General features: G+C 59.0%; 15 protein-coding genes and 6 pseudogenes. 7 read left to right on the top strand and 14 right to left on the bottom strand.

The genetic code is table 11. The features are described 5' to 3' along the window. Nucleotides 1–143: 143 nt before the first annotated feature. The 4 genes and pseudogenes from HU230_RS42885 to HU230_RS42900 form a co-directional block, all read left to right on the top strand. Nucleotides 144–1691 carry a recombinase family protein gene (locus HU230_RS42885; protein WP_224944497.1) on the top strand — a complete coding sequence of 516 codons (1548 nt, stop codon included), beginning with the start codon at nt 144–146 and terminating at the stop codon, nt 1689–1691. Between the two features lie 31 nt (nt 1692–1722). After that, a pseudogene (tnpB, locus tag HU230_RS42890) lies at nt 1723–1917 on the top strand (IS66 family insertion sequence element accessory protein TnpB); the annotation flags it as partial. 94 nt (nt 1918–2011) lie between these two features. Continuing rightward, nucleotides 2012–3547 carry an IS66 family transposase gene (gene tnpC, locus HU230_RS42895; protein ID WP_234633924.1) on the top strand — a complete coding sequence of 512 codons (1536 nt, stop codon included), beginning with the start codon at nt 2012–2014 and terminating at the stop codon, nt 3545–3547. Between the two features lie 155 nt (nt 3548–3702). Continuing rightward, nucleotides 3703–3963 (top strand): annotated as a pseudogene (locus HU230_RS42900) (transposase); the annotation flags it as partial. Nucleotides 3964–3965: 2 nt separating this feature from the next. On the opposite strand, the pseudogene HU230_RS42905 reads toward HU230_RS42900, so the two are convergent. From HU230_RS42905 to tnpA (HU230_RS43780), 8 genes and pseudogenes are all read right to left on the bottom strand, one after another. After that, nucleotides 3966–4607: pseudogene (locus HU230_RS42905) on the bottom strand (transposase); the annotation flags it as partial. Next, nucleotides 4606–5436, bottom strand: coding sequence for an IS66 family transposase (gene tnpC, locus HU230_RS42910; protein WP_176535343.1), 831 nt, complete (start codon nt 5434–5436; stop codon nt 4606–4608). The gene tnpC (HU230_RS42910) and the pseudogene HU230_RS42905, both read right to left, overlap by 2 nt. After that, complete coding sequence (locus tag HU230_RS42915; protein WP_176535345.1) at nt 5393–5836, bottom strand: IS66 family transposase; 444 nt, start codon at nt 5834–5836, stop codon at nt 5393–5395. The genes tnpC (HU230_RS42910) and HU230_RS42915 overlap by 44 nt, the downstream gene beginning before the upstream one ends. Nucleotides 5837–5886: 50 nt before the next feature. Beyond that, nucleotides 5887–6054: an IS66 family insertion sequence element accessory protein TnpB gene (gene tnpB / locus HU230_RS44360; RefSeq protein ID WP_176535385.1), complete on the bottom strand. Its 168-nt coding sequence runs from the start codon at nt 6052–6054 to the stop codon at nt 5887–5889. 151 nt (nt 6055–6205) lie between these two features. Further along, nucleotides 6206–7549, bottom strand: a complete 1344-nt coding sequence (locus HU230_RS42920) for an IS1380 family transposase (protein ID WP_176535387.1) — start codon at nt 7547–7549, stop codon at nt 6206–6208. 104 nt (nt 7550–7653) lie between these two features. Then, nucleotides 7654–8496, bottom strand: a complete 843-nt coding sequence (locus tag HU230_RS42925; protein WP_176535347.1) for an IS5 family transposase — start codon at nt 8494–8496, stop codon at nt 7654–7656. Nucleotides 8497–8605: 109 nt separating this feature from the next. Next, nucleotides 8606–8803, bottom strand: a pseudogene (gene tnpB / locus HU230_RS42930) (IS66 family insertion sequence element accessory protein TnpB); the annotation flags it as partial. Then, nucleotides 8800–9222 carry an IS66-like element accessory protein TnpA gene (gene tnpA, locus HU230_RS43780; protein WP_176528769.1) on the bottom strand — a complete coding sequence of 141 codons (423 nt, stop codon included), beginning with the start codon at nt 9220–9222 and terminating at the stop codon, nt 8800–8802. The pseudogene tnpB (HU230_RS42930) and the gene tnpA (HU230_RS43780), both read right to left, overlap by 4 nt. Before the next feature lie 196 nt (nt 9223–9418). On the opposite strand from tnpA (HU230_RS43780), the gene HU230_RS42940 reads away from it, so the two are divergent. Continuing rightward, entirely contained in the window at nt 9419–9856 is a 438-nt protein-coding gene (locus HU230_RS42940) for a hypothetical protein (protein ID WP_166202962.1), read from the top strand. Here the strand turns inward: HU230_RS42940 and tnpC (HU230_RS42945) are convergent, their stop codons facing one another. From tnpC (HU230_RS42945) to tnpA (HU230_RS43785), 3 genes are all read right to left on the bottom strand, one after another. Further along, nucleotides 9857–11440, bottom strand: a complete 1584-nt coding sequence (tnpC, locus tag HU230_RS42945) for an IS66 family transposase (protein WP_176535063.1) — start codon at nt 11438–11440, stop codon at nt 9857–9859. It lies immediately after the preceding gene. 99 nt (nt 11441–11539) lie between these two features. Next, entirely contained in the window at nt 11540–11890 is a 351-nt protein-coding gene (gene tnpB, locus HU230_RS42950) for an IS66 family insertion sequence element accessory protein TnpB (RefSeq protein WP_166202960.1), read from the bottom strand. Then, nucleotides 11887–12288, bottom strand: coding sequence for an IS66-like element accessory protein TnpA (gene tnpA, locus HU230_RS43785; RefSeq protein WP_166202958.1), 402 nt, complete (start codon nt 12286–12288; stop codon nt 11887–11889). The genes tnpB (HU230_RS42950) and tnpA (HU230_RS43785) overlap by 4 nt, the downstream gene beginning before the upstream one ends. A gap of 163 nt (nt 12289–12451) precedes the next feature. On the opposite strand from tnpA (HU230_RS43785), the pseudogene HU230_RS42960 reads away from it, so the two are divergent. Further along, nucleotides 12452–12601 (top strand): annotated as a pseudogene (locus HU230_RS42960) (transposase); the annotation flags it as partial. A gap of 1990 nt (nt 12602–14591) precedes the next feature. On the opposite strand, the pseudogene HU230_RS42965 reads toward HU230_RS42960, so the two are convergent. After that, nucleotides 14592–14860 (bottom strand): annotated as a pseudogene (locus tag HU230_RS42965) (transposase); the annotation flags it as partial. Between the two features lie 181 nt (nt 14861–15041). Then, the gene (locus HU230_RS42970) at nt 15042–15248 is read right to left on the bottom strand and encodes a hypothetical protein (protein WP_176535350.1); all 207 of its coding nucleotides are present in this window, start codon (nt 15246–15248) and stop codon (nt 15042–15044) included. Between the two features lie 612 nt (nt 15249–15860). On the opposite strand from HU230_RS42970, the gene HU230_RS44365 reads away from it, so the two are divergent. Further along, the gene (locus HU230_RS44365) at nt 15861–16265 is read left to right on the top strand and encodes a RolB family protein (RefSeq protein WP_224944503.1); all 405 of its coding nucleotides are present in this window, start codon (nt 15861–15863) and stop codon (nt 16263–16265) included. A gap of 1288 nt (nt 16266–17553) precedes the next feature. Here the strand turns inward: HU230_RS44365 and HU230_RS43790 are convergent. Beyond that, entirely contained in the window at nt 17554–17679 is a 126-nt protein-coding gene (locus HU230_RS43790; protein ID WP_275949097.1) for a hypothetical protein, read from the bottom strand. Nucleotides 17680–17743 lie beyond the last annotated feature (64 nt).

The raw sequence follows: 17743 nt of genomic DNA on the forward strand, positions 1-17743 counted from the left end.
TTTGATGCTTCGCAACACCAATGGAACCAGAACTCGCTGATATCACTCAACTTATTTTTCGGTCGGACACTAAGGCCAAGCGCGGCGAGTACCGCTTCATGCTTCCACCTGGATTTTGTTGGAGTGAACTCGGCAAGATCGAAATGGATCCCGACGAACATGTGGCGGGATTGGTTCGACTCGTCTTCACGAAGTTCCGCGAGCTCGGTAGCGCCCGGCAGGTCTTTCTTTGGCTGCGTGCTGCCGACATCAAAATGCCTGTGGTTCTAAAAAACGTTCAAATCTACAAGCTCAGCTGGAAGGCGCCGGCCTATCACACGGTGATGCAGATCCTGCACAATCCGCTCTATGCTGGCGCCTATGCGTTTGGCCGAATCGCCCAGAAGACACGGATCGTGGACGGTCGCGCCCGCAAGGTCAGCGGGTTCAAAAAGCCGCGGGAGGAATGGAATGTTCTCCTGCGCGACAATCATCCCGGCTATGTCAGCTGGCAGGAGTATGAGGACAATCAGAGGCTGCTGCTGGAAAACGCCCACATGAAGAAGAACTGCTCGCGAAAATCGGCGCGCGGGGGACGCGCACTTCTGACCGGATTGATGCGGTGCGGCCATTGCGGGCGGATGATGCGTGTGTTCTACGGCCAGGCCAAGGGGAATGCCCATCGTTATCAATGCCGCGGCGATGACGCCCATGTCGGCGCTGGCCTATGTATCGGCATCGGCGGGGTGCGGGTCGATCGTGCGGTCGCGCTGCAAATCCTTGAGGCCGTCTCCGATCGGGCTGTTGAAGCAGCGATATTGGCGTCCGACCAGGTTGAGCGCTCAAGACAAGAGATCATCACGGCCGTCGAACGGGAGCTTGAAGTCGTACGCTACGAAGCGTCTCTTGCGGCACGCCGATACGAGCTTGTGGATCCGGCCAAGCGCCACGTTGCCCGCGAACTCGAGGCGCGCTGGAATGGCGCATTGGAGCGGGTTGCCGAGCTTGAAGGTCGTATAAAGGAGCTGCGCACCGCATCGGCGGAAAGTCCCAAGATCGACCGCGCCCTGCTTCTGCAACTTGCGCATGATCTTCCGCGGGTTTGGAATGCACCGTCCACGGACACGCGCACCAAGCAACGGCTGGTTCACATTGTGGTCCGAGAGATTGTTTGCGATCTCGATAGGAACACCAATGAGGCGGTTCTGCTCATCCACTGGACCGGCGGCCGGCACACGGAGGTTCGCGTTGCTCGCGTTAAGACGGGCCGATATCCGGGCGACATGGCACCGACTGCCGTTGACGCACTTCGTAAACTCGCTGGTCATTGGCCTGATCGAGAGCTCGCCGTGTCGCTCAATCGGATGCGCTGCAAGACCGGCGACGGCGAGACCTGGACGACTGTTCGCGTGCGGGAAATGCGCGAACGCCTGGGCTTGCCGGAATACGACCCCGCATCGTCCGACGGCAAAATGATCAGCCTTGCGAAGGCTGCGGCACACTTTGGAATTTGCGTCGGATCAGCAAAGAGCTTGGTGCTGAAGGACATCTTGCCGGCCACACAAGCAATCAAGGGCTCGCAATGGTTGGTTCCTGTCGACGCGCTGAGCTCGGAAACAGTACGTATAGCGGTGCAGCGCGTGATCGAGCGTCGGCCGAGAAACTACATTGATTATCAATATGATAGAATGATCCGCCTACCCGGTATCTGACAAAGGGACGTACAATGAAACGAGCTGTGCCGACCTGATCAAGATCATCTGGCATGATGGCCAAGGCGCGTGTCTGTTCACGAAGCGGCTGGAGCGAGGCCGCTTTTTGTGGCCATCAATGGCGGACGGCGTTGTGACGATCAGCGTTGCGCAGCTATCCTATCTCCTCTCCGGAATTGATTGGCGGATGCCGCAGGCAACCTGGCGTCCACAGGCTTCCGGTTAAATCGAGCGGGATTTTTTGCGACGAATATGGTTGATTCGTCCTCGTGACGACGCCCGCCGATCCGCTTCCCACCGACCTTGCCGCAGCACACGCGATGATCATTGCGCAGCGCGAGCAGCTGACGCTGGCGAAGAGCGAGGTGACCGTCGGCCGGCTGGAGATCGAGCGGCTGAAGCTGATGCTGGCCAAGGCACGGCGAGAACAGTTCGGGCAATCTTCTGAGCGCGGCAAGCTGCTGGTCGAGCAGCTCGAACTCGCCATCGAGGATCTTGAAGAGACCCAGGCTGAGCAGGAAACCAAGGCCGAGCTCGCAGCGCCGGAAGCCGCCAAACAGCAGCGCGTGCAAAATCCACGGCCGCCGCGACGTCCGTTGCCGGACAATCTGCCGATCGAACGCATCGTCGAACCCGCTCCTTGCGTATGTGGCAAGTGCGGCAGCGAGCGACTGCACAAGCTCGGCGAGGTGGTATCGAAGACCCTGGAATGTGAGCCGCGGCGCTGGAAGATTATCGAGCATGTCCGCGAAAAGTTCTCCTGCCGGGATTGTGAGGCAATCACCGAGGCGCCGGCGCCCTCCCATCCGATCCCGCGAGGCTTTGCCGGGCCGAGCCTGCTGGCGATGGTGCTGGTCAACAAGTTCCTGCTGCACCAGCCGTTGAACCGACAGAGCAAGACCTATGCCCGCGAAGGGATCGAGATCGACGTCTCGACCCTGGCGGATCGGATCGGCGCCTGCGTGGTCGCACTCGATCCCATCATTGAGGCGATCCGGATCCACGTCATGAGCGCGGAACGCATCCACGCCGACGATACGACGGTGCCGGTGCTGGCCAAGCTCAAGACGGTTACCGGCCGGATCTGGACCTACGTTCGCGATGACCGGCCGTTTGGCGGCACGGATCCGCCGGCGGCCCTGTTCTACTACTCACGCAACCGGGCTGGAGAACACCCGCAAAGCCATCTTGCCGGCTATGTCGGCCTCATGCAGGCCGATGCCTTCGATGGGTATAACCAGCTCTACAAGGCCCAAAGGAAGCCAGCTCCGATCCTTGAAGCGGCCTGTTGGAGCCACGGCCGCAGAAAGTTCTTCGACCTGGCGAAATCTGGAGAGGCGCCGATTGCCAGCGAGGCCGTGCGACGCATCGATCTCCTGTTCGAGATCGAGCGCACCATCAACGGCAAAACGCCGGAACAGCGGCTTGCGGTACGTCGTGATAAGTCGAGGCCGATCGTCGCCGATCTCGAAATCTGGATGCGTCAGCAGCGAACCTTGCTCTCATCAGGCAACGATACTGCAAAGGCGATCAACTACCTGCTCAACCGTTGGGCGGCGTTCACCCGCTTCCTGGACGATGGTCGCGTCTGCCTCTCGAACAACGCTGCCGAACGAGCGTTACGCGGTGTGGCTGTCGGAAGACGAAATTGGACCTTCGCCGGTTCAGATGCCGGCGGCCATCGCGCCGCCGCCGTCTATACCCTGATCGAAACCTGCAAGATGAACGACGTTGATCCGCAAGCCTGGCTCGCGGATGTGTTGGCCAGGCTTCCAGATCACCCCGTCAACAAAGTCGCCGACCTGCTCCCGTGGAATTGGAAGGCGACCCAACAGTCCAGAGCGGCTGCCGCCTGAGCGCCACGGCTGACCGGCGCGCCTGCCCGGGGTGCTGACCGGATGCGTACAGGTAGTGTGGACGCGAGTGAGCTGGTCCCGCAAATCTGAACAGTGCGATAAGTGGAGTTTCTGCCTGACGGCGGGCAAGATTGACCCGCGAATCAGGAGAGACGATGAGCAGACGAGCACGGCGGAACCACACTCCGGCTTTCAAGGCGAAGGTGGCGCTTGCCGCCGTCAAGGGTGACCGCACGCTGGCGCAACTAGCGGAGCAGTTCGACGTTCACCCCAATCAGATCACATCGTGGAAGGCCCAGCTCGAAGGCAGCGCTGCCGATGTTTTCGGTCCGGGCGGCGGGCGTCGGATCGCTGAACCCACCGTCGACGTGAAGTCGCTGCACGCCAAGATCGGCGAGTTGACGCTGGAGAACGATTCCTAAGAAACGGCATCGCCGACGGTCGGCTCCAAGGGCTGGAGAACGAAGCCGAATGCCTTGGCACGCCGATGCAAATTGTTGACCACTCGCGTCCGGTAGCGCGTCTCGTAGGAAGAGGCCCCGGGATCGACATAGTCCATTCCGTATCGCACAGCATTGTAGAACAGAACTGCGATCTTGCGGGCCGTGGCGGTCACTGCCTTGGCCTTACCGATGCGCGATGAAAGTCGCCTGTAAAAGGCGCCGAGCGCAGTATCGGTGCGTCCGACGGTGACGGCAGCAAGGCGCAGAAGCGCCGCCGCCCGGCCGCCGGATCGGCGCGTTCGGGACGAGAGCCTTTTGCCGCCGGAGACCTTGTTGCTCGGCGCCAGTCCTAGCCAGGAGGTAAAATGCTTTGCACTTGGCCACGAGGAGAGGTCGTCCCCGCATTCAGCGATCAGCTTCAGCGAGAGGTAAGGACCGAGGCCGTCGATCGTGGTGATGTCTTTTCCCAGCAACGCGAACAGCGCCTCGCGGACGTCGAAAGCTAGAGCGTTCGCCTGATCGGTCCGATTCCGACGCAGCGAGGCCCGCGGTGCTGGTCCATGGCCACGACCGCGATGGTTGCTCAGTTCCTTCAACACGGCTTCGATCCGGGCGTCAGCGTTCGAGCATGTAGTCGATCGCCTTGATGAGCGTCGAGCGGCGGGAGATCCCGTCCTTCACCGCGATCAGACGGATCCTCAACGCTTCCATCAGCGGCTTCGTCTCGGCCTGTCGCGTCGCGCGGCGTTCCCCGGCGTCGAGACCGCGGATCCTCTCCTCGATCGCGTAGACGGCCGCAATGCGCTCGATGACCTCCGCGGCGAAGGGTGAGTTCGTCGTCTTGTGCACCCTCACGAAGTTGCGGCGCGCGTGAACGAGACAATACGCCAGCTGGATCTGGCCCGACATCTTCGCATCGCCCGCCAGCGAGGCGTAGGCGGCATAGCCGTCGACTTGCAGCACGCCTTCGAAGCCGGCCAACTGCGCCACGATCTCCTTCTTGCCGCGACCACCTGCGAACACGTAGGCGACCGCCGGCGGCGCCGGCCCCTTCCACGCCCGATCGTCCGTCGCGTGCGCCCAGAACTGGCAGATCCTCGTGCGGCCGCGTCCCGGATCGAGCACTGGCATCGGCGTCTCGTCGCAGAACAGCCGCTCGAAGCCGTGCATAGTCTTCAGTTGCAGATCGTAGAGGCCCCTGACCAGCCACGCCGCGCTCCCCATCCAGCGCGCCAGCGTCTGACGGTCGACGACGACACCCTGACCCGCCAGGATCTGCGTCTGGCGGTAGAGCGTCGATTGCCAGGCATATTTGGCCGCGGCGATATGCGCGATCAGCGCCGTCGTCGCCATGCCGCCCTCGACGAGCCGCGCCGGTGCCGGGGCCTGGACAATCGCGCCCTCACAGGAGCGGCAGGCGTATTTTGGACGGATCGTGCGGAGCACACGCAGCCACCCGATCGAGCGCTTCGCTGCTCTCCTCGCCGATCCGATGCATCTGACCCGTGCAGCACGGGCACCGCGTGGACGCCGGCTCGATCACCCGCTCGATCCGGGGCAGATGCGCCGGCAGTGCGCCGATGTTGCGCCTCGCTTTGCGCCGCTTCGGTCTCGGCGCGTCCGGTTTGTCGTCATTGGCCGGGAGCTGTGAGCCGGCGGTCGGTTCCAGATCAAACGCGATCTGTTCGGCGCAGACGATCGCCGAGCGCTCCGATCGTGCGCCGAAGATCAGGCTCTTCAACGTGGCGATCTCTGCGCGCAGATCATCGTTCTCGCCTTCGAAAGCCAACACCATCTCGGCAAGAGCTGCAGGGTCACAGGGGAGATCTTCGGGGCGAAGCGCCATATCGCAGAGCTACACGAACACACTCACAATCGCCAGCAAAACAAGACGCGTCAGGCAACCTTCGTCGGCCGCTTCGTCACCTTGGGGACCACACGCGACCACTCCGCAAGACCTTCAATCAGCATCGCCAGTTGCGCCCCCGTTACCGGCATCGTACCCTCGTGAACAGGTGGCCAGGCGAAGCCCCCATTCTCCAGCCACTTCGTCGCTAGCCCGATCTATTCACGAGAGCACGGTCGTTCTTGACGTCTGACGGGGGCTGGCGGCTGGCGTGGGTGACCGTCCGGCCTTTTGTCACCGGGTTCTACATCAAGCTGTTTTGTACGCGTTGGAGGAGTGGGGCGGGTGAGCGGGCGCAGGCCCGGTCGGTTACGGGCCGAGCGGGAGCAGCGCGCCGGGCAAGCTGCGGAAGAGGTCGGCTTCGGGGCATGCCGCGGCGAACGCAAGGCGAATGCGGCTCGCGGTTTCGACGACCCGGGCTGCGATTTTCAAGAGACGAAGACGCAGCGTCGCGAACTCGGCAGTGGCCAATTCGCGGACTTTGGGAATGGCGCCGCGCACGGTAAGCATCAACCAATAAGCGGCGGTGTGGAGAACGAGACGGACCTGGTTGGCGAGCGCCGAACGGCAACTGGTGCGATCGGAGGCGAGCTGCGTCTTATGCAGCTTGATCAGATTTTCGGCTTGGCCGCGCGCGCAATACAGGCTGTCGTAGATCCACTCGGCCGAGCCGACATCGAGGCTGGTGACGACGAAGCGGATGTCGAGGCCGAGCATCGTCGCCTCAATACGGGCGACGGTGCGCCGTTCGCGATCCCAGGACTTTGCCTTGTGGCGCGTCTCGGTATAGCCGCGCAGAACAGCTAGGTTCTCGATGGCGCGTCGGGTGCGGATATCGTCGGCGACCTCGTCGACTTTTCTGGCGAGAGGCTTGGTACCGGACAGACCGAAGATGTAGTCGATGCCGTTGTTCTCGCACCACGTCATCGCCTCCGGCCGAGCATAGTGCCCGTCGCCTCGGAACGTAATTCGCGTCTTGTGCCACCGCGTCCGGATATGCCGTATCAGGCGGCGCAGATGGGCACGCACCTCGACGCCGCCCGGCGTCTTGCCGGGCCGCAGCACGACCGCCACGGGCCGGCTCTTCTCCGTGTCGTAGACGTGGATCGGCAGGAAGCAGCGTTCGTCATAATGAGCGTTGAACAGCGAGAGCTGCTGATGGCCGTGGACGACATCGCAGGTATCATCGATGTCGAGCGTGACGGATACCGGCTCGCGCGGGTAGCTATCCATCCATGCGTCGACCAAAGTGTAGGTCAGTCGGATCACGTCGCGCAGACGCGGAGCATTCTCCAGGCGCGACAGCGTCGGTTGGGAACACAGATCGCGACCGCTGTCCGGCAGCCGTCCGCAGGCCAGCTTGAATGCGGGATCGGACCGCAGATGATCGAGGTCGTCGGCGTCCTCGTAGCCGCAGCAGATCGCGAACATGCGCGCGCGGAACATATCGACAAGGCTGTGCACGACCCGCGTCGGATCGCGCCGATCCGGGAACACCCGGGCCAAATTGTCGGCCAAACCGAGACGCCGCTCGGCCATCGCCAGAAGCATCACGCCCCCATTCGAGGTTAGGCGTCCACCATCGAAGGCAGCTGTGACTTTCTTGGCGTGAACGGCTGGAAACGAGAAGGGCAGAATCGTATCATCGGTCATGGCGGGCGTGCGTTCGCGGTTGAGGTGATGGGGTTGGCTTCGCAACCGAATCCTACGCCGCATCAGCGCTTTACACCACGCTCGCCAGCCTCTCAGAGTCTGACTCAAAATTGCATTTCTGTTTTTATCGCTGCGATGCGCCTTGTCATGAGTTGGACAGAGGCGAGGAAGAGCCAGGCAGTTGCGCTTTCGATGGTTCGCTCGAAGTCCTTGGCCAATCTGCGGTTGCGGCCGAGCCAGGCGAAGGTTCGTTCGACCACCCAGCGGCGCGGAAGCACCTCGAAGCCCTGTGCGGCATCGGAGCGCTTGATGATCTCGACAGTCCACCGGCCGATCTTTACCAGCACCGCCTTGAGCTTTTCGCCGGCATAGCCGCCATCGGCAAAAATATGGCGCAGCCAGGGGAAGCGGTAGCGAATGCTGCACAGGACATCCGGCGCGCCATCGCGATCCTGGACGTCGGCAGCGTGAACGATCGCTCCGACCAGGAGCCCTTGGGTGTCGGTGACGATGTGCCGCTTTCGACCCTTGATCTTCTTTCCCGCGTCGTAGCCGCGAGGGCCGCCACTTTCCGTGGTCTTGACCGATTGGCTGTCGATCACGCCGGCCGTCGGCGAGGCCTCCCGGCCGATCGCCTCGCGCGCCAGCATCAGGAGTGCGTGGTTGATCGATTGCCACAATCCGCTGTCGCGCCATTGGTAGAAATAGTACTGCACCGTGGTCATTGGTGGAAACAGAGTGGGCGGCAGCATGCGCCACGGCAACCCGCCGCGCAGCAGATAGAGCACTGCCTCGACGATGTCGCGATAGCTCCATTTCGGGCGCCGCCCGCGCTTGGCCCGCACAGGAAGCAACCTCTCCAGCACGCCCCATTCCGCATCCGTCAAGTCGCTTGGCAAACGCAGCTCCTCTCGGGCAAACTGTGCCCGGGTGATATCAGTCCACATTCTCGATCCCTTTGATGCTTCGCAACACCAATGGAACCAGAACTCGCTGATATCACTCAACTTATTTTTCGGTCGGACACTAAGGCGCCCTCTCGCGAATAAGACGGGCTAGAACCATTCCCGAGCCGTCAAAAACCAGTAACTTCAAACGATCCGATCGCTTCGATCGGAAGACATAAACGTCACCGCTGTAGGGCTTGCCGCCCAATCCCTCCGCTACCAGCGCGACAAGGCCATGAACGCCTTTACGAAAGTCAATCGGCTGCGTCGCGACGAACACACGGACCATTGGACCGAAAGAGATCATCGCGTCGATCTCACCGCCGCCAGCACGCGCTCCAGCGTCGCAGTGTCGACGCGGACAGGCACGCGCACCGTCGCGCCCGCGATCATCACCTCGATCCGCTCGGCCGGCCCCGTCAGAACATGCGCCTTATCGATCGCGTTCGGCTGCGCCTCGACGGCGGCGTCGAGCCTGACTTGCACGAACTGCGGCGCTTCGCTCGACGCGAGCCGCGCCTGGCGCCGCCACACACTGAGCAGTCCCCGGTTCACCCCGTTGCGTCGAGCCACCTCGGAAATGCTCGTCTCCGGATCGGCGCTCTCGGCCACGATCCGCGCCTTCTCCGCATCGCTCCAACTGCGCCGTCGCCTTTCCCCTGTGATCACCTCGATCCGTTGATAGGAGGCGGCATCATGCCTGTCTTGATGTCTGTCTTGATGCATGGAACGAGCGTCCCTCGCGTTGTCAAATCCACGCGCGAGTCTCGCTCATCCCGTCCACTGTGAGCGTCACGAGAGGATCACGGGTGCCAGGGCTTGACTTGCGCGGAATGCTCTGGATAGCGCGGTCGGGATGATTGACGCCGCCGGCGCGCGGTGATGGGTTGATCCCGGTTCGGAGCGGGCAACGGGGATCAGAATGACCAGCGAGTCGCAGCTGCGCGAGAAGCTTCGGAAGATCGAGGCGTTGTTCGTGGGGGCCGGAACTGCTGGTGAGCGCCTTGCAGCGGAAGCCGCGCTGCAGCGGGTGCGGGCCCGGGTCGAGGAACTTGCTCGCCACGATCCACCGATCGAACAGCAATTCTCACTTCCCGACCAGTGGTCTCGGCACCTGTTTCTGGCGCTTTGCCGCCGATATGGGCTGCGGCCGTTTCGTTATCGCCGACAGCGACGTAACACGGTGATGGTCCGTGCGTCACGGGGCTTCGTTGATAGAGTCCTGCTGCCCGAGTTCACCGAGCTGGAGGGTGCTCTGCAAGTGTATCTGCACGAGGTAACGCTGCGCGTGATCCGCGAAGAGATCTACGACGACGCCAGCGATGCGCAGGAAGTTCCCGACGCCGTGCCGTCGAACTGATCAAGCGGCGAGCTTTGGCTCCGAACCATCGCGCTCGGCTTTCCAATTCCACGGCAGCAGCGTGTTCAGCTGATTGATCTTGGTACGTCCGGAGACGATGCGCTCGAGAACATCAGTAAGATAGTGCCGTGGGTCGATGTCGTGAAGCTTTGCGGAGTTGATGAGTGATGCGAGAGTGGCCCAGGTTTCGGCGCCGCCCTCACTGCCTGCGAACAGATAGTTTTTCTTTCCCAGCCCGATCGGCTTGATGCTGCGTTCGACCGTATTGCTGTCGATCTCGATGCGCCCATCATCGATGAATCGCGTCAGGCCATCCCAATGGTTGAGGGTGTAGCGGATCGCCTTGCCAAGGCCGGATTTCTTTGAGACTTCCAGCAGTCGCGCCTCGAGCCAGGGCTTGAAGTCCTCGATCAGCGGTCTGGTGTCGGATTGTCGCACCGCAGCTCGCTGCGTCGCCGGCAAACCGCGAATGCGATCCTCAATGGCGTAGAACATCGCGATCCGCTGCAGCGCTTCCGCGGCAATCGGCGATTTCGTCGCGATGTGGACGTCCCAGAACTTCCGCCGCGCATGCGCGAAGCAGAACGCCAGTTGCACCAGACGGCCGCCGTTTTTAATCAGCCCCTTGTACCCGGCGTAGCCGTCGACCTGCAGGATGCCGTCGTAGTCTCCAAACAGCTGCCTGGCGCGGATTGCCTTGCGATCCTCGGCGAACACGTAGACTACTGCCGGCGGCGCCGGGCCGCCCCACGGGCGGTCGTCGGTGGCGATCGCCCAGAACTGGCAGACTTTGGTTCTGCCACGGCCGGGATCGAGAACTGGCAGCGGCGTCTCGTCGGCAAACAGCCGCGGGTAGGACATCACTGCGCGGCGCAACAGCGCGTGAAGCGGCTTCAGCCACCAGGCGACGCGGCCCATCCACGAGGCCAGCGTTTGCCGGTCGAGCGTGATGCCTTGGGCGGCAAACATCTGTTCCTGGCGATACAGCGGCAGCTGGTAGCCGTATTTCATCACCGCGACGTGGGCCAGCAAGGCTTCCGTCACCATTCCACCGTCGATCGCCTGGGCCGGCGCGGGTGCCTGCAGAACACCCTGGCGGCATCCCCGGCAGCCGTACCGTGGACGCATGATGCGCTTGACCCGGTACTGCATCGGAATGACGTCGAAGGCTTCCTTGACGGTCTCCCCGATCTTGTGCAGCTGCTCGCCGCAGCAAGGGCAGATGTGGCTCTCGATATCGATCACGACATCGATGCGCGGCAAATGCTCCGGAAGCTTCCCCCGGTTGCGTCGCGCCGGTCGCTTTCCACGGCCCTCCGCTCCGTCAGGCAGCCTGCCTCCGGTCACGTCGTCGTTGGCGGCGGCACGAACCGCCTGTGCCCTGATGGTGAAGAGAGACAGCTGTCCGATATCCAGTGTCTCGGAGCGCGGACCGAAGATCGTGCGCTTGTACTGGGACAGGATCATCAGGAGCTTGTCGTTCTCCTGGATCGCAGCGTCGCGTTGGGCGATCGCTGCATCACGCTCGGTCGCCAGCGTGCTGCATTCCTCCGACAACGCCGCAAGCCGTGACGATAGCGTCATCACGGCTTGTCGGAGCAATGCTGGATCGGAAGGCAAATCACTCATGCAGAGCGATTCTACAACAACTCCGCATGAGTGACGAACGACTCTTGATAATGATCAACCAGCTCGCATCGGCTGATCCACAACTCGCATCGGCACACGCTTCCAGTCCGAGCCATCGAGCAGCACCGAGAGCTGAGCATGAGATAGCGACATGACGCCTTCCTTGATCGGCGGCCAGGTGAACTGCCCCTCGATTCTTTTGTAGTAAAGGACAAGGCCGCTTCCATCCCAAGTCAGGATCTTCACGCGATCTCGGCGCTTGGAGCGGAAGACATAAAGTCCGCCGTCGAACGGATCGGCTCCAAAGGCCTCGCTCACCAGCATCGCCAGCGAGTCCATGCCGCGGCGGAAATCGACCGGCTGCGTCGCAATCCAGATCGACAACCCAGCTCGAAGCCCGATCATCGACCAACCGTCCCGACCGCCGCCAGCACCTCGCACAGTGCCTCCCGGTCCACTGTCCCCCTGACACGGATGCGAATCGCGCCGACCTCGATCTCGATCGCCGCCTGCTCCTCACTCGGGCGCCCACAGCCGGTGATCGCGACCGGCACAAAGCCAGGTGGCATGCCTCTGTCCCCGCGCTCCGCGACCTGCGCCCGCGTAGCCTGGCGACGCCAGAGAAACAACAGGCTTGGACTGATGTCGTGTCGCCGCGCCACTGCGGACACGCTTGCACCCGGCGCAAAACTCTCCGCAACAATCGCCGCCTTCGCATCGGTCGACCAGCGCCGACGTCGGCCCGTCCCGGTGATGATCTCGACACGCTGCAGCGTGTCGGCGCCGTGTTCGAGGATAGGCATATGCCTATCCTTATCGCTATCCTTACGACTATCCTTTGACATTGTGACCTCGCGACACACCATTCCGCGAGATCTTCCTAGCCGACCAGATCAACCCTCAGCGCGTGGTCTCCGCATGACGCTCACCGTCCACTTAAACGAGGTGGGGTTGTCGTACCGCTATCAGTTCAACACGATCAGGCTCAGGCTTCTCAAGATCGCAGCCCGCGTCATCGAGACCGCCACCCGCGTCCGTCTCGCCTTCGCTGCGGCGTGCCCCGACGCCGACCTGTTCCGCGGCTTGGCAAACGCTCTGGTCCCGCAAGCACCCTGACGCGCGGGGCATGAGCCCCCGGTCACCCCGCTGCCGTCCTCCAACGCGTTCACGAAGTCGGGTCGAAAAGCGGCGAAAAAGCCGAAGCGTTCGCGCGCGCCTTCACCCCGACCGGAAATGTTCCAGCTGCCCCGCCCGGCAATCATGAATAAGACGGGCTAGCTCGGATGGATACGGCTTTGCGGTGGTCACCGGCAATTCGCCGGTAGGGTCGGGTTGCTGACACCAACCTGATTCGACGAACGACCGATGACCGACGAGAGATGATAAACCACCGCCGGCATTCCAGGAACGGACATACGGTCTTACCGTTTACGCCCCGAGCGCACGAAGGCACAAACAAAGAAAGGTTGACAACGCCATATATCCTGCGCGCGGCGGCGCCGCCGCGCGCGCTTTGGCCGGGAGGGGCGCTCTTCCTTATTGGACCTCCCTAACGCTGTCGCTTTCTGTCGTTCTCCAACAGTGAGCCATGTTTGGGTCTCGCGAAGGGCCCTATTTTTTATTCTTTAGCGCTTCGCGCATGCAAAGGCCATTATTCTGTTCGCCAGGCTAAAAAGCCACTTTGCAACGGCTGGAAGGACTTAAATCCGTCCTCTATTTATATCCCTCCTCGTAGTTCTAGCCATCACAACTCCTTGTCCTTCCATCACACAACGCAGAGTTGAAACATCTATCTCCTCACGATGTCGTCGTGGACCCCCTTAAAACTCACAAATGCGTCTGCTGCGGATCTGAGTTCTGCGCTCTATAACGCCCAGATGAACTACTCAGATGCAGAGGGTATACCCGTGATTGAGCTCGGATACATCTATATGAGCAAAGCGGAGGTTCAGGCATGTGTGCGCACTGGACGGTTGAGTGGAAACCGGTCTCTGTCGAACCAGTCTCCGGCCACCCCGCCCCCCGGGCCATCATGGTACATCGCTGTTGATCGGAGCGCAGACCTGAGGGGCTCGATCCACGTGGTTGGATATGGACCAGCCGTAGGACGGCAGTAAACGCATGATCGAAGTTACCGTACGTTGGCCTGGGTCTATTGTGGTCTTGTGTTGTTCAGTCAGTTTTGACTGTTGTTATTTTTTTTCCTTGATTTGTAAGCGTTTGCTATCTTGTTTTATGTCTCGGCCTTGCGAGGTCCGTCTACGTGTTTCGTTTTATGAATAAGCCAGGTCAGTCTAATGAAAAGACATCTTTATCTATAAGGTTTGCATCGCCATTTTTTTATGAATGGATACGCACGTTTTTGCATGAATGGATACGCTGTCACACACGAGGACGACGATGCCGGAATAGTTTATAAGTAACGTAACTCGCGTTTCGCAACTCTTGCCAAATACAAGTCTACTTCAAACGTTATGCTTTGATGCCCATGGCGTCATGTTGTTGTACTGTGTTTCACTGAATTCGATAAAGGCCAATTTTAATCTTATAAGTTTGAGTTTACCAGATTTTTAGCATCGAACTAAGAACAAACACGGAAGCATGGAACGAGCACTGAGCACTTTTGATATTCAAACTCAGACTTCGTCATCTAATAAGACTCCGTATTGCAAACCAGACAATTCTAGTAGCTTTTCAACAAAAGATAGTAATTGATTATCTATTATCAGTAAAAGCTCCAGCCTCACTTTCGAGGTAAACGTCGCCTCGGTTTTTGGACGCGACAACTTCCGCGCGAAATGAAAACGGAGGCCGTGAGGCCTCCGTTTTCATTTCGCTCCGCGCGGAAGTTGTCGCGTCCAAAAACCGAGGCGACGTTTACCTCACAATATATCCTGCCGCCGCCGCCGCCGCAGCAGCAGCCGCGATAGACGAAAGCCCCGAGCGGCGGCGTACGACGAAGACCGCCTGATTGACGCATGCGCGCGGGCACGGCGAGCTCTATGATGGCGCGGCGTGAAGGTCCGGAAGGCGACTGGGACGTGAGATGGACCATGGACCCGCGGAGCGGGACCGCTTGAGCCGGTTTGCTAGCTAGCCCGTCCTAGGCTTGCCGAAGCTCACGGTTCTCCCGTTCCAGAGCCTTCAGCTTCTCAGCCATCTCGGTTGGAACGCCGGCACGCTGCCCGCCGTCGATCTCGGCCTTCTTGACCCAGTCATGCAGTCATGCAGCGTCTGCGGGGTACAGCCGATCTTGGCTGCAATCGATGTCACTGTCGCCCAGCGCGAAGGGTGCTCGCCGGCGTGATCCAGAACCATCCGAACCGCACGGTCCCGGACCTCAGGCGAAAACTTGTTCGTCGTCTTGCTTGTCATGGCTCCATCCTCTCAGGAGTTAGAGCCTCCGGCGAACCCGGGGCGGTTCACTGCCTGAAGATCAGATGCTGCTGGGCCTGGAAGACGTCGAGCAGGTCGCCGCATACAACGGCGGCGGCTGAAAGGCACAAATCAGTTGCCGAAGGCGAAAAGGATGACGCAGTTTTATTCGGCGGGTCCTTCATTTTTCTTCATTTCTCGGACAAGTACTCAAGTATGAGCGCACGAATGCACAAACGAAGAAAGGTGACAACGCCATATATCCTGCCGCCGCCGCCGCCGCCGCCTTGAGCACAATCGAAAAGATCGTCCCGCCGCCGCCGCCGCCGCCGCCTTGAGCACAATCGAAAAGATCGTCCCGCAACGTCCGCTTTGCGCGTGACTTCACGCACTGTGCTTCGTCAATCGATGTTGCGAAACAGCGGGGTTTGATTGGGACTGCGGAACCTTCTAATTTGGCTGTTCGCGCCAGGAGAGGGCGCTCTTCCTTTCAGTTTCGGTGAAGAGGGAGGATCCCATCCTTGGTGGTAAGTCACCGCGGGTCAACATCAAAGGACCTCTCGCCTTCTGCGAAAAGCCATCAAGTGTCGCCGTCTCAACGCAGGGTCCAATAGGAATAACCCTAGCTAGGGATGTCACTCTCTGTCGTTCTCCAACAGTAAAATATGCTTGGGTCTCACGTGGTAAGTCACCGCGGGTCAACATCAAAGGACCTCTCGCCTTCTGCGAAAAGCCATCAAGTGTCGCCGTCTCAACGCAGGGTCCAATAGGAATAACCCTAGCTAGGGATTGTCACTCTCTGTCGTTCTCCAACAGTAAAATATGCTTGGGTCTCACTAAGAGCCAGAATTAATTATTCGTTATCGTTTCGGCTTAAGAAAAGGCCATTATTCTGTGCACTTTCCTAAGACTACTAAAAACCTCTATATAAACGCCCCACTCTGATAGTCTGCCACACAGCGAGCCTCACAGTATCTATCCTAGACATCGCATTTTCACTATGGCAGAACATTATCCAGCCTACGAGCGCCCTCAGTTTGAGAGCGTCTGCCTAACGGGTAAGACGGGAGACGAGCTTCGCAGGGCGCTCAAGAACGCACTAAAAAAATACCGTAAGCACCTCCCCAAAGTCCTGAAAGAGCAGCGCAAGTGGGTGGCTGCGGCGCGGGCTTATGAACAAGCTGCGGGCATTCATCCGCGGAATTTTGGGGCGTTCGAAACCGAGCCCTGTATGACAGAGTATCCACTCGGGGGCGCCAATGAGGCCATCGACGTTGACGACCTCTCGGTTGATGCTTCAGACCCCCCCCTCTGGTATGTCTATTTGCCTACTAACATTGCACTATCCTGTGTTGCAAACAGCAGTTTCGAGGCAGTCTCTCGTAGATATTTCCCGGGAGGGTGATTACAATGAAATGCCGGCCATATGATGCCTACATCACTCCTAGATCTATATCAGGCAAGTACCAGGGCAGGTGGTGCAATCTCGTCGAGCGCGAAGAGATGCAGTATTTCCTCGCTATCGTTCGGACCGACCGCTTCAGTGACGAAGAAAACGAAGTACGGACTCGCGATACGAAGGAAGGACGGTTCGACATCGTGGCCCATGGACAAATGATTTGGCCTCCCCGTATGCCCGTCACCGACTGGCCGAGTGCGTCTGGTTGGGATGATTAGTGCGTCGCACTAATACGCCAATGTTGGGTTCTGGTCCCCTCGTAGAAATACATTAGGTTCTTTAAGTTTTATTTGTGTCGTTGTTAGCAGTCCGTTTGAGTAATGTTGATCCCTTGTTTGTAATAAGCGACGCTTCAACTCGCAGGGATTTCATGGTACTTGCAATGTTTCCGTTTGTTCTAAGTGTGTCTAGAGTCGTGGTCATGTTAGCGTGTCTTTAAGTCATTTGTGAAATGGTGTCGGTGTTGTAACCGTTCTGATTTTGAATAAAAGACCAGGTTTCTATTATATCTCGATGCATTTTCTTGATTGAGGACGTTGTATACATGCTGATAACGTATATTGAATATATTAGCTATTTGTGCATTTTTGTAGCCTTCTTTATTTAGATAACGAATCATTTTTAATATACTTACTTACTGCTTGTTATTATTATAGTTTGTTGTTATTTTTATTAACTATGTAACAGTAAACATAGAAAGATTGTCAAATGTCTAAAGAAATCACTACTACTACTACGAAGAAATTAACATCGAAGTAGACTTGGTGTCTAATGTAGACAATTTTTGTTTACGTTCTGTAGTTAAAGTAATTTCTTCTTTTAGTAGTTTTAGTTTTAAGAGATTTGAAAATGGTTTAGCTATCGTTTTTGCACGTAAGCCGAGTTTCGAGGGAAGCGATCACCGAATTAGCAACGACCAGTTTATTCATCTAAAACGGCATACGATACAATTCAACTTGAGATTCTGTCACTAAAGCTGATCTTCGCCATTAACTCTGCCGTAACCTAAAGATGCGCCAGCGAGGTGGGCCCCACGGCTCTTGCTTCAAAAAAATCTCGTAGCACACCAGCACAACTCTGATTTTAGCGCTCGAACAACCTCAATAATAAACCTCACCTCGGTTTTTGGACGCGGCAACTTCCGCGCGAAATGAAAACGGAGGCCGTGAGGCCTCCGTTTTCATTTCGCTCCGTGCGGAAGTTGCCGCGTCCAAAAACCGAGGTGAGGTTTACATCACAATATATCCTGCCGCCGCACCAGCACCAGCACCAGCACCAGCACCAGCACCAGCACCAGCACCAGCACCAGCACCAGCACCAGCACCAGCACCAGCACCAGCACCAGCACCAGCACCAGCACCAGCGTATCCGTCCGAGGGCGGCCGTCTTGCGAGTTTTTCCGATCTGTAGCTGACTGTCCTTAT

The sequence above is a fragment of the Bradyrhizobium quebecense genome (genome assembly GCF_013373795.3).
Taxonomy (GTDB): Bacteria; Pseudomonadota; Alphaproteobacteria; order Rhizobiales; family Xanthobacteraceae; genus Bradyrhizobium; species Bradyrhizobium quebecense.